Genomic DNA, 22,519 nt, shown 5'->3' with positions numbered 1-22,519 from the left:
GTTTACACCGGGGTCCGCACAGCGCTACACCGTCGCGATCGGGGTGGCTGGCGAGCCCACCGCCCCCGGCAGGCGCAGCGGCGGGGCCGTCAGCAGAAAGTGCTGCCGCCCGTGCTGGCGCAGCCAGGTGGCCAGCTCGGTGAAGTACCACAGCTCCCCCAGGTGGATGCCGTGCTTGAACAAGCAGTGCTCGTGCAGTGGCAGCCGGGGCTGGCGCAGCGGGCTGGGGCTGGTCAGCTTGGGCACCACCAGCTCCACCGCCGGGTTGTCGGCCAGCAGGCAAGCCAGGCGGCTGTCGGTGATCCAGTTCAGCAGGCGCTTGTCGTGCCCGTCCAGCCCGCTGCCGCTGGCGTGCAGGCGGTCCAGATCGGGCTGGCGGTTCATGGCCAGCAGGGTGTCGGCAAAGCCGGTGTGCAGGCACACCATGTCGCCGGCGTCGATCTCGATGCGGTCGGCCTCCAGCAGGCGCATCAGGGGGTCGTAGCCCACAGCGCGGCGTTCGCGACCCAGGTGGTGCGCGAGGTCGATCATCACACCCCGGCCCTGCACGCCGTGTTCGGCCAGGCGTTCGATGCCCAGCGCGGCGGCCTCGGGCGCCGGGTAGCGCGCCCAGTCGGCCACGGCCTGCGGGTCTTCAACACCTGGGCGGATGTCGGTGCCGGCGCGAAAGCCGTTGTAGAACACGGCCTCGGCCACGCCGTCGCCATCGGCATCGAAGCGGCTGCCCACATGGGCCAGGCTGTCCCACTGGGTGCTGTACTGCAGGCTCATCAGCAGCACGTCATCATTCACCACGTCGGTCAGGTCGGGGTCTTCACCCTGGTAAGACCAGCAAAAGCCCTGCTGCCCTTGGCTTTGGCCATCGCGCAGCACGCTGTAGCGGCGTGGCGGCATGCGGCGCGGGTTCATGCGCTGGCCGCCGGGCACGTCCAGCGGCAGCGACAGGCAGAAGGTGCGGCCTACCTTCACCTCGGCCACCCCTTGCAAGACCTTGCGCGCGTCCACCAGGTTCATGCGGCCGCGCTGGTCGTCGGGGCCGAACTCGCCCCAGCTGCTGTCCGGCGGGGCCTGCTTCCATCGGCGGGGGCTTGGGTTCATGGCGGGCCTCCGGGCTCAGGCGGCCTGAGTGCTGGCCTGCAGCACGGCCAAGGTGTTGCGGGCGGCGGCCACCCCCATGTTGATGTAGGCGTCGCTGGTCACCCCGCCGATGTGCGGGCTCAGCGTGAAGCCAGGCTGGCCGTGGAAGGGGTGGGGCGCCGTCATCGGCTCGACGGCAAAGCTGTCCAGCCCGGCCGAGGCCACCTGGCCCGACTGCACAGCGGCCAGCAGAGCCGGCTCGTCGATCAGGCCGCCGCGGGCCGTGTTCACCACCAGCACGCCGCGCTTGCAGCGTGCCAGGGTGTCGGCATTGAGCAGGTGGCGGTTCTCGGGTGTCAGAGGGCAGTGCAGAGAGATCACATCCGACTCGGCCCACAGGGTGTCCAGGGTGACCGGGGTGATGTCGTCAGGCAGGTCGCGAGCGAAGGGGTCGAAGCCGATGACACGCATGTCCATCGCCTGGCACATGCGGGCAAAGCGGCGCCCGATGGCCCCCAGGCCCACCAGGCCGACGGTACGGCCACCCAGCTCCAGGCTCTTGTGCGTGGCCTTGTCCCAGTGGCCAGCGTGCATGCGCTGGTTCAGGGTGACCACCGATTTGGCGCCGGCCAGCATCAGGGTCAGGGCCTGTTCGGCCACGGCGGCGGCATTGGCGCCCACGGCGGCGGTCACGGCAATGCCGCGTTCGGCCGCGGCAGCCTTGTCGATGGTGTCGGTGCCGCTGCCATGCTTGGAGATCACTTGGAGGGCCGGGGCCGCGTCCATGACGGCGGCGTTCACCCCGCTGTAGCGCACGATGATGCCCACCGGGTTGTGCTGGCGCGCCAGTGCCTCGATGTCAGACAGTTGCGGGGTCTTGCCGGCGTAGACAATGTCGAAGTCGGTCAACAGGGCCAGGGCGGCCGGGGCGAGATCGGCGGCGGTGATGAGGATGACGGGGCGGCTCATCACAGCACCTCGCCTTCCTTGAGCACGCCGGCGGTCACCAGGGCGCTGGTCAGCCACTTGGCGGCGGTGTCGCCGGTCTTGATGGCGGCGATGCGCTTGGCCTCGGCCTGCACCTTGTGGGCGGCCAGCGGCAGCAGGGCTGGCAGTTGTTCGCGCTCGACCACCACCACGCCGTCTGCATCGCCAATGACCAGGTCGCCGGGGCACACGGTCACGCCGCCGCAGGAGATCGGGTGGCCGATGCGGCCCCCGTTGTTCTTGGTGGGGCCGTTGGGGTTGGTGCCCACCGAGAACACCGGGTAGTCCATCTCGTCGATCTCCAGGCTGTCGCGCACCGCGCCGTCCAGGATCACGCCGGCCAGGCCCAGCTGGCGGGCGGCGGTCATCATGATGGTGCCCATCAGGGCTGAGGTCTGGTCGCCCTTGCCATCCACCACCAGCACATCGCCGGGCTTGGCCAGCGACAGGGCGGCGTGGATCATCAGGTTGTCACCGGGGCGCACTTCCACGGTGAAGGCCGGCCCGGCCACCTTCATGCGCGGGCGCAGGGCCTGGATGCGGCCATGCAGGGCGCCGCGGCGGCCCGCGATGTCCGAGAAGATGGCCGGCTGGTACTGGCTGGCCTGGGCCACGTCCTCGGGGCTGACGCGGGGAAAGTCTTTGACGATGTCGGGGGTGCTCATGGTGGTTCCTTGGCGGTGTTGTCGGGGGGGGGGGGGTAAACAGAAACGGAATGGGGGCGGGCTCAGTCGATGCGCGCGTCGGCCTCTTGCACGATGCGGCCCCAGCGGACCAGATCGGCCTTGAGCAAGGCCGCGAAATCGGCCTGGCTGCCGCTGAGCACTTCGCCGCCTTCGCCCATCAGCCGGTTGCGCACCGTGGGCGATTGCAGGGCGTCGTTGATGGCGCTGTTCAGGGTGTTCAGCACAGGCGCGGGGGTGGCTGCCGGGGCCATGAAGCCGAACCAGGTGTTGGCCTCGAAGCCCTTGACGCCGGATTCGGCCACGGTGGGCACCTGGGGCAGTTGGGGCGAACGCTTGTCCGAGGTCACGGCGAGCGCTCTCATGCGCCCGCCCTTGAGGTGGCTGATGGCGGTGGGGATGGACGACACGTACAGGTCCATCTGCCCGCCCATCAGATCGGTCAGGGCTTGGGCCGAGCCCTTGTAGGGCACGTGCTGCAGGCGCACCCGGGCGGTTTTCTGCAGTTGCTCCATGGCCAGGTGCGCCACCGTGCCATTGCCCGGCGTGCCGAACACCAGGGCCCCCGGGGTCTGGCGGGCGGCCGCCAGCACTTCGGCCAGGCTTTTGTACTTGGACTGGTTGGGCACCACGATGACCAAGGGGGCTGTGGCGGCCAGGGCCACCGGCTTCAGGTCCTTGACCGGGTCGTAGGGCAGCTTGGCGTAGAGCGCCGGGTTGATGGCCAGGTTGCTGGTCTGGCCCAGCACCAGGGTGTAGCCGTCGGGTGCGGCCTTGGCCGCCGCGTCTACGCCCAGGTTGCCGCCGGCGCCGGGCTTGTTGTCGACCACCACGGTCCAGTGGCGGCTTTCGGTCAGTTGCTGGCCGATGGCTCGGGCAATGATGTCGGTGCCGCCGCCGGCCGGAAACGGTACCACCAACCGGATCGGTTTGCTGGGGTAGGCCTCGGCGGCATGGGCCGGGGCGGTCACCAGGATCGCGGCGCCCAACAGGGCGGCGCCCAGCCAGGGGCGGCGGGTGGCCAGATGCAGGCCTTGCAGGTTCACGTTCATGTTGTCTCCAGAGTGGACTTTGGGCAGCGGGGGCTGGTGTTGGCACCGCCCTCTTGTTGGGATCGGACTGTAGAAGAGCGTTTCAACAAGTACAATGGCGTTCCATCCAGTGAACCATGTGCCACCATGCGAAACTCATCAAAACCGGATTCAACCCCGCCAGAAGCCCCGGAAGCGGGCCCTGAAGCAGCCCCTGAAGAGAGTGCAGCCGCCCCTGGCGGCGTGGTGGCCGTGACCCGTGCCCTGCGCCTGCTGGAGGCCTTCGGCATGGACGAGGCCTACCTCAGCCTGGCCGAACTGAGCCGGCGCACCGGCATGCACAAGACCACGGCCCTGCGGCTGGCCCGCACCCTGGCGGCCGACCACTACCTGGTGCAACGCGAAGACGGCGCGTGGCGCCTGGGGCGTGCGGCGGGTTGGCTGGGCGCCTGCTACCAGGCCACCTTCGATGTGCACGACCTGGTCGAGCCCGTGCTGCGCGAGCTGACCGTGCAGACGGGCGAGAGCGCCTCGTTCTATGTGCGCGAAGGCAACCTGCGCACCTGCCTGGCCCGTGTCGATGGGCCGCGCACCATCCGCCACCACGTGCGCGTGGGCCTGGGCCTGCCGCTGGATCTGGGGGCCCCCGGGCGTGTCATCCTGGCGTTCTCGGGCGAGCCGGGCGAGCCCTATGAATCGATCCGCCAGCGCGGCTATCACCTGTCCCTGGGCGAGCGCGAGCCCGAGGTGTCCAGCGTGTCGGCACCGGTGTTCGGCATGCACTGGAAGCTGCTGGGTTCGGTCTGCATCTCGGGGCCCACCTCACGCCTCAGCGAAGCCCGCCTGCTGGAACTGGCCCAGACCATCATCCAGGCCGCCAATCAGCTCTCTTACGCGCTGGCCGGCAGCCGCCGGCCACCCTCGGTGCCCGGCGTGGCCAAGCCCAGTGCGTGGTTTCCGGGTTGAGCTGTGTCCTGATTCAGTGCTGACGCGCCATGCAACTCCCTCGCCGCCGCCGTGCCGACTTCGCCCCCACGACCGAGTTCGTCTACCCCGCCCACCTGAAGGCCGGCATCGCCGACCTGCCCGCCGCGCCCGGGGTGTATGTGTTCCATGGCGATGACCCGGCCATGCCGCTGTACATCGGCAAGAGCGTCAACTTGCGCCAGCGCGTGCTCTCGCACCTGCGCAACCCCGACGAGGACCGCTTGCTGCGCCAGACCCGGCGCATCAGCCACATCTGCACGGCGGGCGACATCGGGGCCCAGTTGCTGGAGGCGCAGATGATCAAGACGCTGCACCCGCTGCTCAACCAGAAGCTGCGGCGCAACCGGCAGTTGTGCGCCTGGCAGTGGCAGGGCGGCCAGTTGCAGCTGGTGTATTCCAAAGACGTGGACTTTGCTCAGGCCCGGGATCTGTTCGGCTTGTTTGGCAGCCGGCATGCCGCCATCGAGCGCCTGCGGCAGGTGGCCGATGAGCACCGACTGTGCTATGCCCACCTGGGCTTGGAGAAGTTGCCGCCAGGCCGGGCTTGCTTCAGGGCCGCGCTCAAGCAGTGCGCCGGCGTGTGCCGGGGTGACGAACCGGCCGAGGCGCACGATGCCCGCCTGCTGGACGCGCTGCGCCAGGTCCAGGTGGTCTGCTGGCCCTATCCGGGGCCGGTGGGCCTGGTTGAGCGCAGCGGGGATTTCACCCAGGTGCATGGGGTGAACAACTGGTGCTACCTGGGCAGTGCCGCCACGGCGGCCGAGGTGGCCCGCTTCACCCGGCAGGCCGCGGGCTTTGATGCCGATGGCTACCAGATCCTGGTGCGACCGCTGATGCAGGGCGGGGTCGAGATCGTGTCGCTGTCGCCTGGGCTTTGAAATTTTTTGGCTTTTTTTCACAGCCGGCTGCATCCAAGCTGCATCCCGCTGCGTACAGGCGTCTGACAAGCCCTGTCTCGGCCTGCGGCCGAGCCGGATCGAACGCCTTTGAAACCTGAAGCCTTGCCCCATGAAACTGCTCCGCTTTTCTCTGGTCGCCCTGTCGGCGGCCGCACTGCCCGCCTTGGTCTGCGCCGCCTCCTTGCAATTCAAAGTGACCGATCGCGACGGCCAGCCGGTGCCCGATGCGGTGGTCGAGGTGCAGACCGCAGCGGGCGCGGTGCCCCGTGTGGCGGCGCCGGGCCAGGTCACGATCCACCAGAGCAAGATGAAGTTTGTGCCCCGTGTCACGGTGGTTCAGCCCGGAACCCGGGTGGTGTTCACCAACCAGGACCGCTGGGACCACCACGTGCGGGGCACGCTGGGGGGCCTCGCCCAGATGCTCGATGCGGTGGGCTTTCAGTTTCGCCTGGCGGGCTGGGTGGACAACAAGCCTGTGGCCAGCAGCGAGGTGGTGTTTGACAAGCCCGGTGTGACCTTGCTTGGGTGCTTTCTGCACTCGTCCATGCGCGGCTACGTGGTGGTGGCCGAAACCCCTTGGGTGGCGGTGACTGGGGCGGATGGCGTGGCCGTGCTCGATGACCTGCCGGCCGGGCCGGCGGTGGTGAAGCTCTGGCAGGCCGACGAGGTGGCCGAACTGGCGCCGGCCTCCGTGGTGCTTGGCGCCCAGCCCTTGATGCTCTCGCGGCAACTCAGCGTGGTGGCCAAACGTCGCTGATGGCGCTGCCAATGGCGTCGGTGCGCGGCCCAGGCAGATCGTGCAATACCCGAGCGCGGATCCGGGACATGCATCCACTGGCTTCAGGGCCTGCGTACCCAGAGCAGAGGCCAACGATGTCTGTTGCCTCAGCCAACTCATTTCAACAGGACACCCCCATGAACCTCATCCGTCAAACCACTGCGCGCCGTCAATTCCTGGGCACGGGCGCCACCTTGTCCGCTGTGGCCGTGGCCCTGCTGGGCGGCCGCGAAGCCCTGGCCCAAGGCGCCATGGGCGATACCTCGAAGGACGTGCAGATCCTCAACGTGGCCCTGGGCCTGGAGCACGAGGCCATCAACGCCTACCAGCTGGGTGCCGGCAGCGGCCTGTTGCAAAAGCCGGTGCTCGATGTGGCCGTGCTGTTCCAGAGCCACCACAAGGCCCACCGCGATGCCCTGGCGGCCACCATCCAGAAGCTGGGTGGCAGCCCGGTGGCTGAAAAGAAGATGGACGACTACGCCATGGCCCTCAAGGCCAACACATTGAAGACCCAGGCCGACGTGCTGGAACTGGCCGCCCGCCTGGAGCTGGGCGCCACCAATGCCTACCTGGGCGTGCTGCCCTCGCTGGGCAACCGCGATCTGGCCAAGGTGGCGGCGCGCCTGGCCGCCGACGAAACCATGCACTACACCGTGCTGGTGCAGGCGCTGGGCAAGGCCTTGCCAACGCAGGCGCTGAGTTTCGGCGCCTGAGGGCATGCGGCTGCAGTCCCTGAACAAGCTGGGTGCCGTCACGCGGTGCGCGCTGGTGCTCGCGTGTGGGGCCGGGTGCGTCAGTTTGGCCTTGGGCCTGGCCACCGCCAGGGCCGACAGCGCTGCGGGCCCGCGGGCTGGCGAATCGCCCAGCGGGCCGCTGGCGGGCTCGGCCCTGCGGGGGCAGGCCCTGTACCAGGAGCGCTGTGCGGCTTGCCACACGGTCGATGCCAATGACGCCGGCCCGCTGCACCGCGGGGTGCTGGGCCGGCGTGCCGGTACGGTGCCCGGCTTTGAATACTCGCCCGCCTTGCGCGCCAGCGGCCTGGTGTGGACCCGCCAAACCCTGGACGCCTGGCTGCGCGACCCCGAAGCCCTGGTGCCGGGGCAGGCCATGGATGAGCAGGTGGCCGATCCGAAGGCCCGGCAAGACCTGATCGCCTACCTGGCCACCCTTCGCTAAGATGCCTGAGCCAGGCCGGCACAGATGGCCGTACCGGCCTTGATCCCAACCCACGACATGACGATCCCAGACGACAACCACCAAGCCTTGCTCACCGACCTGCTCGGCCGTGTGGCCCAGGGCGATGAGGCGGCGCTCAAGCAGCTGTACGACCTGACCTCAGGCCGCTTCTATGGCCTGGCCCTGCGCATCGTGCGGGCTGGCGAACTGGCTGAGGATGTGCTGCAGGAGAGCTACCTCAACATCTGGCGATCGGCCGTCGATTACCGGGCCAGCCTCAGCCCGCCGCTGGCCTGGATGGGGTTGATCGTGCGCAGCAGGGCCTTGGATCTTCTGCGTCGCCGAACCAGCGAGCGCGTGCCACTGACCGACCCGCTCGATGAACTGGCCGAGGACACGCTGGAGGGCGACTCACCCGATCCGGTGCAGTGTGCCGATGCCAGCCAACAGGCACAGGCGCTGCACCGTTGCCTGGCGCAGCTCAAGGGCCCGCAGCGTGAGGTCTTGAGCCTGGCCTATCTGCGCGAGCTCAGCCACGGTGATCTGGCCGAGCAACTCAAGTTGCCGCTGGGCACCATCAAGAGCTGGATCCGCCGCGGCCTGGAGCAGTTGCGGCTGTGCATGGGGGCCTTCAATTGATGCGGGCCGCACCGACCACTGAAAGGGGCCTGGCATGAACCTTGTCCAGAACAAGATCCTGTTGCAGCGCCTGGCTGCCGACTACGGCCTGGGCACCATGCCCGCCGCGGCCCGGCGCCGCTTTGAGGCCCTGGCCCGCAAACAGGCGCCCGTGCGCCAGGCGATCCGTGACTGGCAGGAGCGCCTGGCGGGCCTCACTGAGTTGCAGCCCCCGGCGGCGGCGCCAGACGTCGTCTGGAAACGCATCGAGATCGCCCTGCACCTGGAGCGTGAGGCCAGCCGCCTGGTGGCGGCGCGCAGCCAGGCCACGGCGGGGCCGCGGCGTGATGGGCCTCAACTGCCTTGGTGGCGCCAGCTTTGGGTTTGGCAAGGCGCCAGCGCAGCGGCGCTGTCGCTGGCCTTGCTGGCCTGGTGGCAACCTTGGCAAGCGCTCACCGACGCCTCCACCCAGGCCCGGGCACCGGCGGGCACGGCAGGCCAGGCCCAAGAGACCCTGGCCCTGTTGCTGGATGCGGACAACCAGCCTGCCTGGCTGGCCTCGTGGCCCGGTGAGCGCTCGCAGGGCACGCTGCAGCTGCGCCTGCAGGATCTGGCGGGCCAGCCGGTGCCGGTCGGGCGCTCACTGCAACTCTGGGCCGTGCCGGCGCAGGGGGCACCGCGCTCGCTGGGCGTGCTGGGTACGGGTGACGCAGGCAAGGTGCTGACCGCGGCCGCCACCCAGGTGCAGGGGGCTGCTTTGCTGGCACTCAGCCTGGAGGTGGCTGGCGGCGTGCCTGAAGCCGGCGGCCCGCAAGGCCCGATCCTCTTCAAGGGGCCTTTGGTGCGCAAGCTGATCTGATCGGATCCGCTGGCCGTTTTTTTTGTTGGGGTTTGAATCCAATCCGCGATGCGGTCCGTACTAGGTGGGCAAGGGCGCATGGGGCATGCGCCGTGTTCAACCTGGATGGAGATCGCATCGATGAAAAAGCAAAGTGGATTGATCTGTTCCCTGACCCTGCTCGCTGTGAGCGCGCTGGGCACCGGGCAGGCCTGGGCCGATACCGGCAAGCTGTTGTTGACCGGCGGGGTGTCGACGGTCGAAGGGCCGGCAGGCGGCGGCATCACACCCTGGGCCGTGATTGGCAGCAATGCCACCGCGGGTGAGGTGGGGGGTACGGTCAGTGTCAGTCGCCTGAAAACCCAGGACTACGGGCTGACCAGCTATGGCGCCGCCCTCGGTTTTCACGAGCGCCTGGAGCTTTCGGTGGGCGAGCAGGACTTCAATGCCTCCCCGGCGGTGGCCCTCAACGGCCTGGGCTTCAGTGTGGCCAACGGCCAGCACATCAAGATGACCGTTGTGGGCGCCAAGGTGCGGGTGGCAGGCGATGCGGTGCTCGACAGCGATTCGCTGATGCCGCAGATCGCCGTGGGCATGGAATACAAAAGCACCAATGCCGGCACCATCCGCCCGGTGCTCGATTTTCTGCATGCCAAGACCACCGGCACCGACCTGTATGCCTCGGCCACCAAGCTGTTCCTGGCGCAAGGCATCTTGCTCAATGCCACGCTGCGTTACACCAATGCCAACCAGGGCGGCCTGCTGGGCTTTGGCTCGGCGGCGCCCGGTCGTGACAGCCGCAGCCTGCAGCCCGAGTTCTCGGCGGCCTACCTGCTGAGCAAGAACGTGGTGGTGGGGGCTGAGTACCGCTTCATGCCCAACAACCTGGAGGCGCTGGGACGGGCCGCAGGCCTGGGCAACGCCCTGCACCAGGACAACTGGAAAGACCTGTTCGTGGCCTGGGCCCCGAGCAAGAACGTCTCGATCACGGCGGCCTATGTCGATCTGGGGCAGGTGGTCCCGGGCGTGACCGCCAACCGCCGTCAAAGCGGCCTGTTCCTGTCCACCCAGATCGCGTTCTGAGGCGGGCTTTGCTGCCTGCCTGAACCCCAGCCAACCCAATCCCTGTGAGTATCACCATGAAAAAATGCATCGCCCTGACGGCCGCTGCCTTGTGCATCGCCGTTGCCGCGCCCCTGATGGCCCAGACAATGGCCTCCACCCCCGCCGCCGCCGGCACCTCGATGGCCAGCGACCCGGCCGCCCTGTACAAGGCCTTTGGCGAGAAAGCCGGGCTGACCCAGTTGATGGACGATTTTGTCAATCGGCTGGCGGCCGACCCGCGCATTGCCGACAAGTTCAAGAACACCAACCTCGACCACCTCAAGCACCAGCTCACCGAGCAGCTGTGCCAGGTGGCCGGGGGCCCCTGCCAGTACCAAGGGGCCGACATGGCTGCGGTTCATGCAGACATGGGCGTGAGCAAGGGCAACTTCAATGCCCTGGTCGAAGACCTGCAAAAGGCCATGGATGCGCGTGCCATCCCCTTCTCGGCGCAGAACCAGATGCTGGCGCGGCTCGCCCCCATGCACCGGGACATCATCACCCAATGAGCCCGGCCCTGAACCGGCTCAGGCGGCTGCATGCCGGCGCCGCCTGGGCCTTGCTGGGCGTGTGTGCGGCCAGCCATGCCGGGCCCGTGCCGGCCAATGAGCTGATCCAGGGGCGCACGTTGTACGAGGCCCGTTGCGGTGGCTGCCACGCTGTCGATGCCAACCGGGTGGGGCCCCTGCACCGCAACCTGATCGGCCGGCAGGCCGGCCAGGTGCCCGACTTCGGGTACTCGCCGGCGCTGCGCGCCAGCAGCGTGGTGTGGTCCGCCAAAACCCTGGACCAGTGGCTGAGCAACCCAGAGGCCTTGATCCCCGGTCAGCGCATGAACTACAGCGTGCGATCGGCCGAGGACCGGCGCCTGATCATCGAGTACCTGGGCTCGGAAGCGGTGAGTGCACGAACCGGCGCCACCCGCTCGCCCTGAGTCGTCTCCTTGTCCGGGGCGCGGTTTCGCCAGACCGTGTCCCATCCCTGGCGGGCCCACCACCGCCAGCCGTATCTCCGAGGATGGGCACAGCCCCCGTTGCCCCCAAGGCGGTTCTGCCTTGGGGGCTTTTTTGCTGCACGGTGGCGCCATCACCATCACGGCATCCCTCCAAGGGCTATCGCGACAAGCCCGGGTCGGGCGTCCTGGCGTGTCGCTGGCGGGCTCGCAGGCAGACGGCCTGCAAAGACCCCACCAGCGTCCCCGGCTTGGTGCATCCGCGTGGGGGTGTGGGGCGTAGGCAGATCAGTTCAACCCTGTTTTCTGATCTCCGGAGCCCTCACATGAAATCTGTCTTCTTTGCCGCCCTGATCCTGTCTGGCCTGGGTGCCGCCCACGCCGAGGAGCACCTGGCCGTGCAGCGTGGCCGGGCTTTTGCACCGACCGAACTCAAGATCCGCGTGGGCGACAGTGTGCGCTTCAGCAACGAAGACGCTTTCAGCCACAGCGTGTTGTCGTCGTCGGAGGCCAAGAGCTTTGACCTGGGCACCCTGCCCAAGGGGGCTCAGCGCAGCGTCTCCTTCGAGCAGGCCGGGGTGGTCGATGTCATCTGCGGCATTCACCCCAACATGAAGATGCGCATCGTGGTGGCACCATGAACTCTGGGCCAGGCAGCACCGGCTTCTTTGCGCACCATGGCCTCTGGGCCCCTGGCGTGCGGGCCTTTCGGCGCCTGCGTTTCCGTGCCCGGGCGGTCTTGATCAGCCTGGCCTTTTTGCTGCCACTGGGCGTGTTGGCGGTGGCCTATCTCAGCGCGGTGGTTCAGGGCCTGGGGCATGTCCGGTCCGAGCGGCTTGGGCTCGATCAGGCGCGCCTCACGCTGACGCTGGTCCAGGCCGTGCAGGATCTGCGCCTGGGCATTCTGCTGCCCGACCCCTCGCGCCAGGGGGCTGCGCAACAGGCCCCTCGCCGTTATGCCGATGCCCGAGCCGCGCTGGCAGGGCAGGCCTTGCCCGCGGTACTGTCGCCCTTGCTGGCGGAATTGCCGACCACCTTGCCTGGTGCAGGGCCTACCGTGGTGCAGGCTGAGGAGGCTGCAGACCGGCGCGCCCCCGCGCCCGAGCAAGCCGACCCGATGGATGCGTTTGAGCGACTGTCCCAGGTGGCGGCGGATGGGCTGCTGCTGTTGCAAGGGGCGCTGGATGCCTCCCGTCTGGCGCAGGATCCCAGCCTGGCGGGTCAGAGTCTGGTGCGTGGCACGCTGCAGGTGTTGCCCCCATTGCAGGAAAAGGCCCAGCAAGTGCGCACGCTCGGTGGCTGGGTGTTGCGCACGGGGCAACTCCAGGCGCCACAACAACGCATCGTGGCGGATCAATTGCCTGTCATCGAGTACCTGGACCAGGCTCTTCTCAATGCCTTCACCCAGGCCCAGGAGGATGGGGCCCTCGCCCTGCCGGATGCGCCAGCCTGGCCTGCCGCTGCAGAACTGCGCGGAATGGCACGCCGCCAGTTCCTGGGGCCGGCCTTGTCGGGCGATGCAGCGGCGTTTGAGCGGGTGGCTCAGGCGCTGGACCAGGGGCAACAGCGCCTGTTGGTCAAGGGCCTGGATGCCCTGGAGGCCACGCTGGCGGCGCGCGAGCTGTCGCTGGCGATGCGGCGCGACGCCGTCTTGTGGTTGCTGGGCTTGAGCCTGGCCTTGGCGGCCTACCTGTTTGTTTCATTCAGCCGGGTCAGTGCCGGGGGCATGGGCTTGCTGGCTGCGCAGATGCAACGGCTGGCTGATGGCGACCTCACGCAGGCGCCCCAGGCCTGGGGCCGCGACGAGGTGGCCGATCTGGTCAAGCAGCTGGGGCAGATGCAGCAGGCGATCGCGACGATCGTGTGCGAGGTCCGGGGTGCCAGCGCAGAGGTGCTGGGGGCCACGGTGCAACTGAGCGGTGATGCGCAAGCCCTGCGAGCCCTGAATGAGAAGGCAGACCAGCAGATCGGCGAGGCCTCTGAATCCACGCACGCGCTCAGCGTGTCGGTGCAGCAGGCAGGGCGCGGGTTGGCGCAGGCCGCTGAGCTGACCCGCGAGAACGCCCAAGCCGCCCGGGCCGGGCTCGATTCGGTGCAGCAGTGGTTGGCTGTGATGGCCGAGCTGAGGGTGTCCTCCGGCACCATGCGCGACATCACTGACCTCATCAACGACATTGCGTTCCGCACCAACTTGTTGGCCCTCAATGCGGCCGTCGAGGCCGCGCGGGCCGGGACCAGCGGCCGGGGCTTTGCCGTGGTGGCGGGTGAGGTGCGGGAACTGGCGGTGCAATCTGCGGCGGCGGCGCACAACATCCAGCGATTGCTCTCAGGCAATCTGGCCCGGGTGGCCCAGAGCGTGGCCATCGGCGAGCAGACGGCCCTCAAGATGAACGCCCTGGCCGCCAATGCCCAGCGCATGCTGGAGACCTTGCAGGCCCTGACGATCCAGTCGTCCACCCAGGCCCAGGCCACCGCCGATGTGGATGCCAGGTTGCAGCAACTGACCGCGGCCACGGCGCAGGGTTCGGCTCAATCGATGGGGACGGCCACCGCGGCGGGGCGGTTGCAGTCGCTGGCCGAGCATTTGTCCCTGCGGGTGGCGGCGTTCCACCTTCCTTCGCGTTCGGGCACGCGGCGTCTGCTGTCTGAGCGAACAACCCCGGGGGCCAGCGCTGCGCTGGACCCCGTCGCCAAGCCCCTGTTGGTGCATCCTCTGAGCGCTTCCCAATGAGCCAAAAAGACAAAGATCCTGCACCGATGGACGATGGGCCGTTCGTGGCTGCGAGGGCCGATGGGCTGAGCCTGTCTTCGATCCGGTACGAGCGGGTCATGCAACGCCTGATGGGGCGGGTGCAGCGCAGCGTGGCCGCCCACAGCGATTACTTGACCGTGCGCCGCGGTGCCACGGCCTGGCACGCCGGTGACCTGGCGAGCGGGGTCAGTCTGCTTCGCGAAGACAGGCTTTTTCGTGTTGAGTTGTTGCGCCTGCGGCATGGCCAGGCCTTGGCATGGCCAGACGGGGTTCTGGCGCAGGAGGTCTTGCTGCTGCAAGGTGGCTGGGCCAGCGCATCGGGCAGCGGCGCTGGCACCGATTACAGCTACCGGGTCCGCCAGTGGCCTGGGGCAGCGCCAGCCGTGCCCTCCATGGCTGCCATGCCCTTGCTGGCCCAGGGGGACACGCTGGCCTATGTGCGGCATTTGCGTGTGCCGGTCGGGCAATTGCCGGCCCTGGAAGCCCGTTGGTGGCAGCGGGCGCTGGCGCCCCAGACTCAGGTGGAGCCCGGCTTGAGCGCCTGGATCAGCAGCGGCCCAGGGGTGACGGTCTGCCTGCTCAGCGGGGATGCCCAGGTGGTCTCGATGCTGGTTCGCTTTGAACCGGGTGCCGGCGTCCAGGACCATCAGCATGCGTTGGATGAGGACTGCCTGGTGCTGGAGGGCGAGATGTTCCTTGGGGACATCCTGTTGCGTGCGGGTGACTACCAACTGGCTCCGGCCGGCGGCGGTCATTTTGGTGAGCTCAGCGATGTTGGGGCCCTGTTCTTCTTCCATGGCGCGCTGGACCCTGTGTTGCGCCTGCCGCGCCCTTGAGCCCGCTGGCTGAGCTGGAGGGCTTCAGGCCGACAGGGTGCCGTGCACAAAGAAGAGGGCGCCCGTGTCACTGCTGATGCTGCAATGGGGTGCCTCGGTGGGGGCCAGTTGGTAGTCCAGGGCGCGCAGCAGGATGTCGCCCAGGAACAGCTCGCCTTCGATCATCATGCAGTCTTCGGGAATGGGGTGGTCGTGATTGGGGGCCACGCCGCCGGGGGCCAGGCGGATCAGCATCGACGCCACGTCCCCACTCTGTGCCAGGGGGCGCACCTGCATGCCTTGGGCATGGCCCGTCCAGGCGCCCGCCAGGGCATCGTTGACGCGTTGGCCCATGGCTTGCTGCCACCAGCGCGATTCGGCATGAGCCAGCGCTGTGGGATCAACCCGCAATCGGCGCACATAGGCGTGGGCGCCGTCCGGTCCGGCCACGACCGGCGTGACGGACAGGCCTCGCACACCGTAGGCCATGGGGGGCATGGGCGTGCCTTGCCACAGCAGCTCGCCTTGCAGCAGCAGTATTTCCTGCCCGTGGTCATGGTCGTTCCAGGGCATCTCGGCGCCGCTGGCCAATTGCACGAACTCAACGCAGAACTGGGTGTTTTCGTAGAGGGTGCGTGCTTTGGCGCCCGGGCCCCGCGCCTGCCAGCGACCCTCTTCGCGCCGCGTCACCTTGAATGCCTTGTGTGCCTGGGCACTGGCCAGGGCTCGGGCGCTCAGGCGCGCCGCGATGGCCTCCCTCAACGCTGGAGGGGGGGGCTGTTCGCGCAGTTGGGCGGCGAACTCACCGGGCCATGGCAAGGGCTTGGAGGGCATGGTTCTGTTGATGCGATGGTTCTCAGAGGCTGGATTGTCGCGCGGCTTCATCGCAGGGGCCTCCGTTTTGGTGTTGGGTCCAGCGCCACTCTCAGGATGGACAGGGTGCGCCTCATGTGGGATTTGACCGTGCCCAGGGGCATCTGGACATGGGCCGCGATCTGCTCCTGGGTCATGTCACGGAAATACGCGAGCGCGATCAACTGGCGTCGCATGGGGTCGAGTTGTAGCAAGGCTTCATGCAGGCGCGTGCCGTCCTGGGCCAGCTCCAGCAGGTCCAGGGGATCGTCCCGGGCGTCGCTGGCCAGGGCGCGAGACTCGTCCTGCAGGTCCTGATGTCCTTCATGACCGGCTGTTCTGCGCAGGGCGCGCAGGGCATCCAGGGCGCGTGATCGGGTGATGTTGAGCACCCAGGCCGTCACAGTGCCGCGCGCGGGGTCGAAGCGCGGCGCCTGGCGCCAGACCTGCCAGAAAGCGGTTTCTGTCACCTCCTCGGCCAAGGCCGGGTTGCGCGTCAGGTGAAGCGCAGTGGAGTAGACGCGGCTCACCAGGCGCTTGTAAAGCTCGGCCAAGGCCGCTTCGTCCTGCTGCATGACCCGCGTCACCAGCGCGGCCATCAGGTTTGATTCATGGGCCTCATCGGTGCGGGCAGGGTCTGCCTGCGGTGCCCGCGTGGGGTTCACCGCCTCGTCCAGCACCTCCAGCACCGAATCGTCCTCTTCAGGATCGTTTTCAGGAAATTCCATTGCAGCTAAAGCTTCCCCCGCCCAGGGTCTTCATGGCGCGTTTTCTCTGACCCGTGTGCTGCCAAGGCACACGAGGGTGCTTGCCCAGGTGCCTGAAATAGGACCATCCGGTCAAGCTTTATGTTGTCAAGCCGAGTCTTTGGCCTGCAGGCAGCACCAGGCTCCCACGCTGATACGCAAGCCCTTCCTTTTTGGATGCAGGCCAGCAAAAAAACAAGTTTTTGAGGGCACGAGGGCGCGTGCCGGCCTTTTCGGCCCCACTGGCCTGCCGATGGCGAGCCCCTGCGCCTCAGGCGGCCCTCACCACCCGGTCGCGCCCCTGGTGCTTGGCCTGGTACAGCGCCTTGTCGGCACGGTCCAGCCAGTCGCGCAGGTGGCGGTCGCTGGGCAGGCGGGTGGCCACGCCGATGCTGGCGGTCATGCCGCGCCGCGACGGGTCGCCGTCGCTCCAGAGCTGCCGGCGGCGCAATTGCTGAAGAATGCGTTGGGCGATGGCCTCGGCTTCGGCGCCCCGGGTGTCGGGCAGCAACACGGCAAATTCTTCGCCGCCCATGCGTCCGACGACATCGCTGCTGCGCAATTCGGCGCGCACCACCGCGGCAAATTCGATCAGTGCACGGTCGCCCTCCAGGTGGCCATGCCGGTCATTGATGGCCTTGAAGTGATCCAGATCGAGGATCAGCAAAGCGGGTGGCAGGGGGGCGCCTGGGCCGTCCTGCCTGGCGCTGGCCAGGAACAGCGATTCGGCGGCTTCCAGCAGCACCCGGCGGTTGCTCAGGCCGGTCAGCATGTCGGTGCTGGCCAGCCGGTGCAGTTCGCGCTCCAGGTTCTTGCGTTGGGTCACGTCGCGGTAGATGCCCTCGACGCCGGCAAAGGCCCCGTGCTGGTCGTAAAGGGCGTGGCTGCTGATCGAAATGTCGATCACCTGCCCATCACGGCGCACCATCTGGCCCGGAAAATCCGACACCTCGCCATGGGCCTGGATGGCGACCTTGAAGGCGTCCCGGTCCTTGCTCTGGGGGTAGTAGGACTCGGCGGTGCGGCCTTCGATCTCATGCGGTTCATAGCCCAGCACGCGGCGCACCCCCGGGCCCACGTGCTGTACCACCCCCAGGGCATCGGTGCGGTAGTACACGTCTTGCATTTTCTCGAACAACCGCCGGTAGTTGCGTTCGCTCTCCTGCATCTCGTGCTGCAGACGGTCCAGGTGGGTCATGTCGATGCCGCTGACCAGCAGTGCCGGTTGGCCCTGCCACAGCACCTTGGCGCTGGCCAGCAACACCATGCGGGTGTTGCCGCAGCAGGTTTGCATGCGGTAGTGGGTGCTGAGGTTGCGCTGGCCCAGGGGTTGGCCCTGGCTCAAGGCCTGGACGCGGCGCCTTGCCCGTACCCGATCCACTGGGTGGGTGAAGTCGCTGTAGGTACGCCCCAGCACCTGATCGGCCTGTTCGGCCTCCAGCAAGGCCAGGCAGGCAGGGTTGGCATGAACAATCTGGCCTGACACCGCCACCACGGCGGGGGTGGGCAGGGCGTCCAGAGTGTCGGTGTGCAGTTCCGGGGAATGCGGCATGGAAGCTCTGGATGAGGGGCTTTGGATAGACCGGCAGTCGCTAATTTCGACGACCTTGTCTGCAATTTAGCACCACCTGAGTTCGTTTGGCCTGGGGTTTTCCATTTTCCAAGGGGCTCGACGCGTTCCGACCCACTTTCGGTGCGCCTTTACCCCGGCTGCGTGACGGCTGCGGGCGCGGTAGAGACCGGGGCATCTTCAGGGGCTCCTGCCGCCGCGACCCGGTACACCAGCACTTTCAGCGAGCGGTCTTCATTGCAGTCGGCAAACACGGCCGGGTTCGGCACCCGCTGTTCAAAGACCAGGCTGGGTGCCAGTTCGCGCATCGGGTCCTGCAGAAAACTCAAGCCCAGGGTAGGTGAGTTCAGGCACAGCAGGGCTCGGCCCTCGGGGGCCAGCAGATCGGGCAAGCGGCGCATCAAGCGGGCGTAATCCTTGGTGGCCACGAAGCTGCCCTTCTGGTGGGTGGGCGGGTCGACGATGATCAGGTCATACGGCCCCGCCCGGTTGATCTTGCCCCAGGTGCTGAAGATGTCGTGGGCCAAAAAACTGGCCCCGGTGTCCAGCCCGTTGAGGCGGTGGTTTTGCTGGCCGATGGCGATCGCCCCGGCACTCATGTCCACGTTCACCACCTGGCGCGCGCCTGCCTGCAGGGCCACCACCGAAAACGCGCAGGTGTAGGCAAACAGGTTCAACACCTTGGGCGCACGCAAGCCATTGGGGTGCGGGTGGGCCAGCAGGTGTTCGCGTACCCAGCGCCGACCTTCAGCCATGTCCAGAAACAGCCCGTGGTTTTGGCCCTTGAGCACATGCACCCGGTACTGCGCGCCGCTCTCGGTCACTACATGCGGTTCGGGCACGCTGCCCGCCATCAATCGGGTCTCGGCCCGGCCCTCCAGGCGTTGCTGAAACACCCAGTTCAGCGCTTGGCCAGGGGCAATCTGCTCCCAACGCGCCTGCAACGCGGCCTGCAAGGCGTCCAGCTCATCCTCTGACACCGGCAGAAAGCTGGTCACCACCCACACCGGCGGGTAGGCATCCAGCGTCCATTGCTCGCAGCCTGGGTAGCGGCCACCCCGGCCATGGAACAGGCGTTGGGCGTCTGAGGGCATGTCCAGGGTGGCGATGGTGTCGAGCAGGGCTTGCATGGGATGGGGGTTGGCCGTGGCCAGGGAAAGACGGGGCCGGGGCATGGCCCGGAAGGGCGCCCATCTTAGCGGGCCAGGCGTCGGGGGCTCGGCTCCAAAGGCAGACAGGGCAGAATCAGCGGCCATGAACCCCACGCCGACTTCGACTTCAACAGGTCCGGCAGCGCCGCTGCGGGCGCCCGACCCCTTCGACCTGCTGGCCACCCTGCAGGGGCCACGCATCCGCCTGCGGCCTTTGCAGGCTGACGATGCCCCAGCACTGCTGAAGGCCGCGGCCGATGGCGAGCTGTGGCAATTGCCCTTCACCGTGGTGCCTTCAGCCAGCACAGTGCACACCTACCTGGGCGAGGCCCTGGCCGGACGCGAGGCCGGCACCGTGATGCCGTTTGCCACTGAGTTGGTCGACACCGGCGAGCTGATCGGCACCACGCGCTTCTGGAAGATTCACCGACGCCACCGCAAGCTGGAGATCGGCGCCACCTGGCTGGCGGCACGCTGGCAGCGCAGCTTCGCCAACACCGAGGCCAAGTACCTGCTGCTGCGCCACGCCTTCGAGGTGATGCAATGCGTGCGTGTGCAACTGACCACCGACGAGATCAACCAGCGCTCGCGCGCCGCCATCCTGCGGCTGGGCGCGGTGCAGGAGGGCATCGTGCGGCACGAGCGCATCATGCCCGACGGGCGCAAGCGCAACTCGGTGCGCTTCAGCATCATCGATGACGAGTGGCCGCAGGTGCGGCAGGCCTTGCGCGAGCGCCTGGTGGCCGGTGGCGCTGCGCTTTGAGCTGGCGGACGTCGTTGTCAGCTTCGGGCGCCTGACAAGGTCCGGCACGGTGTTTTTTGACGCGTTTCATCGCTCATCGGACCTTTGGCTGCGTTGGATCCGCTTGACGATCGCTGCGCCATGGGTCAATCACCACCCGCTTGACCAGTGATTCCAATTCTTTGCTGTGGTACAGATCCAGGCATTTCAGCAGGTCGAATCGGACACCCTTGAGTTCTGATTCCGCCAGGGGGGTTTGATAATCCCGTGCCAAATAAGACTTGATAAGAGAACTGACTGCGGTTGGGCTTTTCCCCAAATCGTACGAGGTCCAGTCTTTCAATGCGCTGACAGTGCTCCCGGCATCCATTGCCGCATTATTTTCGTTGGTGTAGGCGGTTGCTATGCAGTTTGCCAGCACCATGTCTCTGTAGTTTTGTTCATGGGTCCGCGTGCTGGCTTGAGGTGACATCATGACGCCAGCGTTCACATGACCGACTGAAGTGACAAGAACAAAGGTCATCACCAACAAATGCTTCACAGGCTTGTTTTTCAATTCAGGCTCCAGAAGTTGGGCTGCGCAGTGCGTTGTGCTGCACCTGGCTTCATGAAATAAAAATGAACAAGGGCCACCACCGGTGTGGCCATCGAAGAGAATTTTCTGAGACGAACAAAGACGTTTGACTGTCTGCACCAGAACCGGTTTTTGGGGTTGGCGAGCCTGATTAAACCGCCTGATTCAGAATGTCAATCACCTATTGTTTGAATCATGTCCGTGGGGGCTCATTTGAATTCTTCCATGAGGTTTTGTGAAATTCGGCTGGAAAGGGGCCTGTGCCTGTGAAGGCAGGCATGTGAATATTGATGAGTCAATCTGGGTGTTCAGCGGTCATGCGTGAACGATTTTCAAGGACGACCAAGCCTTGATTCTGAACACCTCGCTGAGCGGCGATTTTGTCTGCCGAGCGGATTTGCCGTGGCAGTCGGCGCGTGGCGGGGCCGGGGGCAAGCCGCTGTCGAAGGTGCCCCGCCAGCCCAGCCCGTCTCCGACCTGCGCCATCGGCGGGGCCAGGGTGCAGCTCGAAGACCTGCAATGAGTGCTGCAGCCCGACTTTCAGTGCGCCATGCAAGGGCGGTTGGATGCGACGGCGCCATGATCGGCGCAGGTCATTTGGGGCAGGGCGAGCGGTTGCACGACGCTGGGCGTGCTTTGCTGCCTGTTTTTTACTGGGGCGAACCCAGAAACTCAATGCCGGTGCGGCGCACCAGTTCGGCGTAGCTGATGGGGGCCGAAACGCGTTCGCCTGCCTGGTTGCGCTGCCAATGGGCCCAGGCCTTGCCGGTATGGGCGTCATACACCAGCTTGTACAGGTAGGTGGGGACCCGCACGCCATGTGGGCCGATGCGTTCACTGCCACGTTCGAACACGGGGCCGGTGATCACGAACACATCGCCTTGGGCACGCAAGGCGTAGCGGCGGGTGTCTTTCTCGATCTTGGCCCAGGGGCCGCTGTTGTTCTGGCTGTTCTGCGGCACCATGTTGGCCAGAGAAAAACTCTGTGCCATGGCGCTGGGCGTGGGCATGTCACCCGCCGGGGCCATGTGCCCGCGCGAATAGCCCGAGCCTTTGTAGTCTTCCAGTTCCGCACGCTCGCTGCGTGGCAGGCGGGCATCGGCAAAAAACTTGTCGGCCCGCTTTTCATCGGCATCTTCGATGCGCTTGCGGTTCAGGCGCTCGGCCACAAACACCGGGGTGCGGGATTCGCCGCTGTGCAGAACGGCAAACGCCTCGTAACAAAGCTCTCTCAAGCCTGGGGCAGCAGGAACCTGTGGCGGGTGGCCACCGGCAAAAAACTGGGGACACTCGGCAAAGCGAGTGGGCAGGGCCTGACCCGGAATGGCGCTCCAGGCGGGGCTATGAGGGGCAAGGAACGCGGTACTGACGGCGGCGCAAGCGACAAAGCGGCGCAGCCAAGGCGCCATCGGAGACATGAAATGCACGGAAACTACAAAGCCAAAGCGCTCGATTGAAGCATGGCTAAAGTGTCATTAAATGCAAATCAAGTGAATTTTTCCAGGTGCTGGCCGGGCCGCCCAGGGGCGCGGGCCAGCAAGCGGATCATCAGCAGGCCGGGCAGCAGAAAGCCCAGCGCCACCAGCGTGCCATGGCCGATGTGCGCCCAGGGCTCAGGCCACGCGGTCATCCATCGCATCGGGGACAGCCAGGGGTTCAAGCCCAGCCACAGTGCGGCCACCACGGCACAGGGCCAGCGCCAGTCGGCGCCGCGCCGGCGGGCTTGTTGCCAGGCCAGCCCCAGCAGGCCCAGCACCAGTGCGCCCTCAAGCCACCAGGCCCCGGTGCCCAGGCGTGCCCAAAGCGATGCCCCCACGTGCTGGGCTGAGAACGGGTACCAGGCCAGGTCGTGGTTGTGCACGGGCCAGTCGGCCACCAGGTGCGACAGCGCTGCCAGCAGGCCCCAGGCGGCCAGGGCCCGGCTTTGGCGCCAACACAGCAAGCCCCAGCCCGCGGACCAGAGCCCGGCGGCCAGCAGCGAATGGTCCCAGTCGATGAAGCGCAGGTCAAAGTACAGGTAAGGGCCAGCGCCCGGGTTGGGGCTGACCCGATCCCAACCCAGCACGATGAACAGGCCGTTGATCAGGTCCAGCAGGCCCACGCCCAGCACAATGGGCCAGGCGGGCTGGCGCGGGGCTTGGCTTTGCAGGGCCAGGCCGATGGCGAAGTGGCCGGCGTACATGTTCT

26 protein-coding genes are annotated in these 22,519 nt (G+C 67.1%); 15 read left to right on the top strand and 11 right to left on the bottom strand.

The annotated features are described in order from the left end of the window. Positions 1–24: 24 nt before the first annotated feature. The 4 genes from AC3WUT_RS04160 to AC3WUT_RS04145 form a co-directional block, all read right to left on the bottom strand. Positions 25–1,098, bottom strand: coding sequence for a cyclase family protein (locus AC3WUT_RS04160; protein ID WP_492345817.1), 1,074 nt, complete (start codon positions 1,096–1,098; stop codon positions 25–27). A gap of 15 nt (positions 1,099–1,113) precedes the next feature. Continuing rightward, positions 1,114–2,046: a hydroxyacid dehydrogenase gene (locus tag AC3WUT_RS04155; RefSeq protein WP_492345816.1), complete on the bottom strand. Its 933-nt coding sequence runs from the start codon at positions 2,044–2,046 to the stop codon at positions 1,114–1,116. Next, positions 2,046–2,729 carry an RraA family protein gene (locus AC3WUT_RS04150; RefSeq protein WP_492345815.1) on the bottom strand — a complete coding sequence of 228 codons (684 nt, stop codon included), beginning with the start codon at positions 2,727–2,729 and terminating at the stop codon, positions 2,046–2,048. The genes AC3WUT_RS04155 and AC3WUT_RS04150 overlap by 1 nt, the downstream gene beginning before the upstream one ends. Positions 2,730–2,791: 62 nt before the next feature. Then, positions 2,792–3,799, bottom strand: a complete 1,008-nt coding sequence (locus tag AC3WUT_RS04145) for a Bug family tripartite tricarboxylate transporter substrate binding protein (protein ID WP_492345814.1) — start codon at positions 3,797–3,799, stop codon at positions 2,792–2,794. A gap of 126 nt (positions 3,800–3,925) precedes the next feature. Here AC3WUT_RS04145 and AC3WUT_RS04140 point away from each other — a divergent pair, with 126 nt between their 5' ends. The 13 genes from AC3WUT_RS04140 (at position 3,926) to AC3WUT_RS04080 (ending at position 14,718) form a co-directional block, all read left to right on the top strand. Further along, a complete protein-coding gene (locus tag AC3WUT_RS04140; protein WP_492345813.1) occupies positions 3,926–4,744 on the top strand; it encodes an IclR family transcriptional regulator in 819 nt (272 codons plus the stop codon). A gap of 29 nt (positions 4,745–4,773) precedes the next feature. Continuing rightward, positions 4,774–5,643 (top strand): excinuclease Cho, encoded by an 870-nt coding sequence (gene cho, locus AC3WUT_RS04135; protein ID WP_492345812.1) that lies wholly within the window; start codon positions 4,774–4,776, stop codon positions 5,641–5,643. A 130-nt stretch (positions 5,644–5,773) separates the two neighbouring features. Next, on the top strand, positions 5,774–6,421 hold the full coding sequence (locus tag AC3WUT_RS04130) for a cupredoxin domain-containing protein (RefSeq protein ID WP_492345811.1): 648 nt from the start codon (positions 5,774–5,776) through the stop codon (positions 6,419–6,421). A 158-nt stretch (positions 6,422–6,579) separates the two neighbouring features. Continuing rightward, positions 6,580–7,155, top strand: coding sequence for a ferritin-like domain-containing protein (locus tag AC3WUT_RS04125; protein ID WP_492345810.1), 576 nt, complete (start codon positions 6,580–6,582; stop codon positions 7,153–7,155). Between the two features lie 4 nt (positions 7,156–7,159). Further along, entirely contained in the window at positions 7,160–7,618 is a 459-nt protein-coding gene (locus AC3WUT_RS04120; protein WP_492345809.1) for a c-type cytochrome, read from the top strand. 57 nt (positions 7,619–7,675) lie between these two features. After that, a complete protein-coding gene (locus tag AC3WUT_RS04115) occupies positions 7,676–8,257 on the top strand; it encodes an RNA polymerase sigma factor (RefSeq protein ID WP_492345808.1) in 582 nt (193 codons plus the stop codon). Between the two features lie 34 nt (positions 8,258–8,291). Then, on the top strand, positions 8,292–9,095 hold the full coding sequence (locus AC3WUT_RS04110; protein ID WP_492345807.1) for an anti-sigma factor: 804 nt from the start codon (positions 8,292–8,294) through the stop codon (positions 9,093–9,095). A gap of 120 nt (positions 9,096–9,215) precedes the next feature. After that, on the top strand, positions 9,216–10,157 hold the full coding sequence (locus tag AC3WUT_RS04105) for a DUF3034 family protein (protein ID WP_492345806.1): 942 nt from the start codon (positions 9,216–9,218) through the stop codon (positions 10,155–10,157). 56 nt (positions 10,158–10,213) lie between these two features. After that, positions 10,214–10,687, top strand: a complete 474-nt coding sequence (locus AC3WUT_RS04100; protein ID WP_492345805.1) for a group I truncated hemoglobin — start codon at positions 10,214–10,216, stop codon at positions 10,685–10,687. Further along, positions 10,684–11,112: a c-type cytochrome gene (locus AC3WUT_RS04095; protein WP_492345804.1), complete on the top strand. Its 429-nt coding sequence runs from the start codon at positions 10,684–10,686 to the stop codon at positions 11,110–11,112. Before AC3WUT_RS04100 ends, AC3WUT_RS04095 begins: the two co-directional genes overlap by 4 nt. 344 nt (positions 11,113–11,456) lie before the next feature. Then, positions 11,457–11,771, top strand: a complete 315-nt coding sequence (locus AC3WUT_RS04090; RefSeq protein WP_492345803.1) for a cupredoxin domain-containing protein — start codon at positions 11,457–11,459, stop codon at positions 11,769–11,771. Continuing rightward, the gene (locus tag AC3WUT_RS04085; RefSeq protein ID WP_492345802.1) at positions 11,768–13,861 is read left to right on the top strand and encodes a methyl-accepting chemotaxis protein; all 2,094 of its coding nucleotides are present in this window, start codon (positions 11,768–11,770) and stop codon (positions 13,859–13,861) included. Before AC3WUT_RS04090 ends, AC3WUT_RS04085 begins: the two co-directional genes overlap by 4 nt. Further along, positions 13,858–14,718 carry a cupin domain-containing protein gene (locus AC3WUT_RS04080; protein WP_492345801.1) on the top strand — a complete coding sequence of 287 codons (861 nt, stop codon included), beginning with the start codon at positions 13,858–13,860 and terminating at the stop codon, positions 14,716–14,718. Before AC3WUT_RS04085 ends, AC3WUT_RS04080 begins: the two co-directional genes overlap by 4 nt. A gap of 24 nt (positions 14,719–14,742) precedes the next feature. On the opposite strand, the gene AC3WUT_RS04075 is transcribed toward AC3WUT_RS04080, so the two are convergent. The 4 genes from AC3WUT_RS04075 to AC3WUT_RS04060 form a co-directional block, all read right to left on the bottom strand. Continuing rightward, entirely contained in the window at positions 14,743–15,531 is a 789-nt protein-coding gene (locus AC3WUT_RS04075; protein WP_492345800.1) for a cupin domain-containing protein, read from the bottom strand. Positions 15,532–15,578: 47 nt separating this feature from the next. Continuing rightward, positions 15,579–16,277, bottom strand: coding sequence for an RNA polymerase sigma factor (locus AC3WUT_RS04070; RefSeq protein WP_492345799.1), 699 nt, complete (start codon positions 16,275–16,277; stop codon positions 15,579–15,581). A gap of 289 nt (positions 16,278–16,566) precedes the next feature. After that, positions 16,567–17,847, bottom strand: a complete 1,281-nt coding sequence (locus tag AC3WUT_RS04065) for a diguanylate cyclase (protein ID WP_492345798.1) — start codon at positions 17,845–17,847, stop codon at positions 16,567–16,569. A gap of 149 nt (positions 17,848–17,996) precedes the next feature. Continuing rightward, a complete protein-coding gene (locus AC3WUT_RS04060) occupies positions 17,997–18,995 on the bottom strand; it encodes a class I SAM-dependent methyltransferase (RefSeq protein ID WP_492346160.1) in 999 nt (332 codons plus the stop codon). Between the two features lie 124 nt (positions 18,996–19,119). Here AC3WUT_RS04060 and AC3WUT_RS04055 point away from each other — a divergent pair, with 124 nt between their 5' ends. Further along, complete coding sequence (locus AC3WUT_RS04055) at positions 19,120–19,779, top strand: GNAT family N-acetyltransferase (protein WP_492345797.1); 660 nt, start codon at positions 19,120–19,122, stop codon at positions 19,777–19,779. Positions 19,780–19,852: 73 nt separating this feature from the next. Here the strand turns inward: AC3WUT_RS04055 and AC3WUT_RS04050 are convergent, their stop codons facing one another. After that, a complete protein-coding gene (locus AC3WUT_RS04050) occupies positions 19,853–20,314 on the bottom strand; it encodes a type VI secretion system amidase immunity protein Tai4 (protein WP_492345796.1) in 462 nt (153 codons plus the stop codon). Positions 20,315–20,681: 367 nt separating this feature from the next. Here AC3WUT_RS04050 and AC3WUT_RS04045 point away from each other — a divergent pair, with 367 nt between their 5' ends. Beyond that, positions 20,682–20,855, top strand: a complete 174-nt coding sequence (locus tag AC3WUT_RS04045) for a hypothetical protein (RefSeq protein ID WP_492345795.1) — start codon at positions 20,682–20,684, stop codon at positions 20,853–20,855. 127 nt (positions 20,856–20,982) lie between these two features. Here AC3WUT_RS04045 and AC3WUT_RS04040 read toward each other — a convergent pair whose 3' ends face one another. Continuing rightward, on the bottom strand, positions 20,983–21,741 hold the full coding sequence (locus AC3WUT_RS04040; protein WP_492346159.1) for a DNA/RNA non-specific endonuclease: 759 nt from the start codon (positions 21,739–21,741) through the stop codon (positions 20,983–20,985). A 77-nt stretch (positions 21,742–21,818) separates the two neighbouring features. Continuing rightward, positions 21,819–22,514, bottom strand: a complete 696-nt coding sequence (locus tag AC3WUT_RS04035; RefSeq protein WP_492345794.1) for a hypothetical protein — start codon at positions 22,512–22,514, stop codon at positions 21,819–21,821. Positions 22,515–22,519: the final 5 nt, after the last annotated feature.

This window comes from Curvibacter sp. EU05-FHT14A10, assembly GCF_058791075.1.
The sequence above is the reverse complement of the archived record's forward strand: the minus strand, read 5'-3'. Positions and strand labels throughout refer to the sequence as shown.

What these genes read in the sequence shown, in the direction of transcription:
- AC3WUT_RS04160 (WP_492345817.1), bottom strand. Translation starts at nt 1,098, where the DNA reads ATGAACCCAAGCCCCCGCCGATGGAAGCAGGCCCCGCCGGACAGCAGC.
- AC3WUT_RS04155 (WP_492345816.1), bottom strand. Translation starts at nt 2,046, where the DNA reads ATGAGCCGCCCCGTCATCCTCATCACCGCCGCCGATCTCGCCCCGGCC.
- AC3WUT_RS04150 (WP_492345815.1), bottom strand. Translation starts at nt 2,729, where the DNA reads ATGAGCACCCCCGACATCGTCAAAGACTTTCCCCGCGTCAGCCCCGAG.
- AC3WUT_RS04145 (WP_492345814.1), bottom strand. Translation starts at nt 3,799, where the DNA reads ATGAACGTGAACCTGCAAGGCCTGCATCTGGCCACCCGCCGCCCCTGG.
- AC3WUT_RS04140 (WP_492345813.1), top strand. Translation starts at nt 3,926, where the DNA reads ATGCGAAACTCATCAAAACCGGATTCAACCCCGCCAGAAGCCCCGGAA.
- cho (WP_492345812.1), top strand. Translation starts at nt 4,774, where the DNA reads ATGCAACTCCCTCGCCGCCGCCGTGCCGACTTCGCCCCCACGACCGAG.
- AC3WUT_RS04130 (WP_492345811.1), top strand. Translation starts at nt 5,774, where the DNA reads ATGAAACTGCTCCGCTTTTCTCTGGTCGCCCTGTCGGCGGCCGCACTG.
- AC3WUT_RS04125 (WP_492345810.1), top strand. Translation starts at nt 6,580, where the DNA reads ATGAACCTCATCCGTCAAACCACTGCGCGCCGTCAATTCCTGGGCACG.
- AC3WUT_RS04120 (WP_492345809.1), top strand. Translation starts at nt 7,160, where the DNA reads ATGCGGCTGCAGTCCCTGAACAAGCTGGGTGCCGTCACGCGGTGCGCG.
- AC3WUT_RS04115 (WP_492345808.1), top strand. Translation starts at nt 7,676, where the DNA reads ATGACGATCCCAGACGACAACCACCAAGCCTTGCTCACCGACCTGCTC.
- AC3WUT_RS04110 (WP_492345807.1), top strand. Translation starts at nt 8,292, where the DNA reads ATGAACCTTGTCCAGAACAAGATCCTGTTGCAGCGCCTGGCTGCCGAC.
- AC3WUT_RS04105 (WP_492345806.1), top strand. Translation starts at nt 9,216, where the DNA reads ATGAAAAAGCAAAGTGGATTGATCTGTTCCCTGACCCTGCTCGCTGTG.
- AC3WUT_RS04100 (WP_492345805.1), top strand. Translation starts at nt 10,214, where the DNA reads ATGAAAAAATGCATCGCCCTGACGGCCGCTGCCTTGTGCATCGCCGTT.
- AC3WUT_RS04095 (WP_492345804.1), top strand. Translation starts at nt 10,684, where the DNA reads ATGAGCCCGGCCCTGAACCGGCTCAGGCGGCTGCATGCCGGCGCCGCC.
- AC3WUT_RS04090 (WP_492345803.1), top strand. Translation starts at nt 11,457, where the DNA reads ATGAAATCTGTCTTCTTTGCCGCCCTGATCCTGTCTGGCCTGGGTGCC.
- AC3WUT_RS04085 (WP_492345802.1), top strand. Translation starts at nt 11,768, where the DNA reads ATGAACTCTGGGCCAGGCAGCACCGGCTTCTTTGCGCACCATGGCCTC.
- AC3WUT_RS04080 (WP_492345801.1), top strand. Translation starts at nt 13,858, where the DNA reads ATGAGCCAAAAAGACAAAGATCCTGCACCGATGGACGATGGGCCGTTC.
- AC3WUT_RS04075 (WP_492345800.1), bottom strand. Translation starts at nt 15,531, where the DNA reads ATGCCCTCCAAGCCCTTGCCATGGCCCGGTGAGTTCGCCGCCCAACTG.
- AC3WUT_RS04070 (WP_492345799.1), bottom strand. Translation starts at nt 16,277, where the DNA reads ATGGAATTTCCTGAAAACGATCCTGAAGAGGACGATTCGGTGCTGGAG.
- AC3WUT_RS04065 (WP_492345798.1), bottom strand. Translation starts at nt 17,847, where the DNA reads ATGCCGCATTCCCCGGAACTGCACACCGACACTCTGGACGCCCTGCCC.
- AC3WUT_RS04060 (WP_492346160.1), bottom strand. Translation starts at nt 18,995, where the DNA reads ATGCAAGCCCTGCTCGACACCATCGCCACCCTGGACATGCCCTCAGAC.
- AC3WUT_RS04055 (WP_492345797.1), top strand. Translation starts at nt 19,120, where the DNA reads ATGAACCCCACGCCGACTTCGACTTCAACAGGTCCGGCAGCGCCGCTG.
- AC3WUT_RS04040 (WP_492346159.1), bottom strand. Translation starts at nt 21,741, where the DNA reads ATGGCGCCTTGGCTGCGCCGCTTTGTCGCTTGCGCCGCCGTCAGTACC.
- AC3WUT_RS04035 (WP_492345794.1), bottom strand. Translation starts at nt 22,514, where the DNA reads ATGTACGCCGGCCACTTCGCCATCGGCCTGGCCCTGCAAAGCCAAGCC.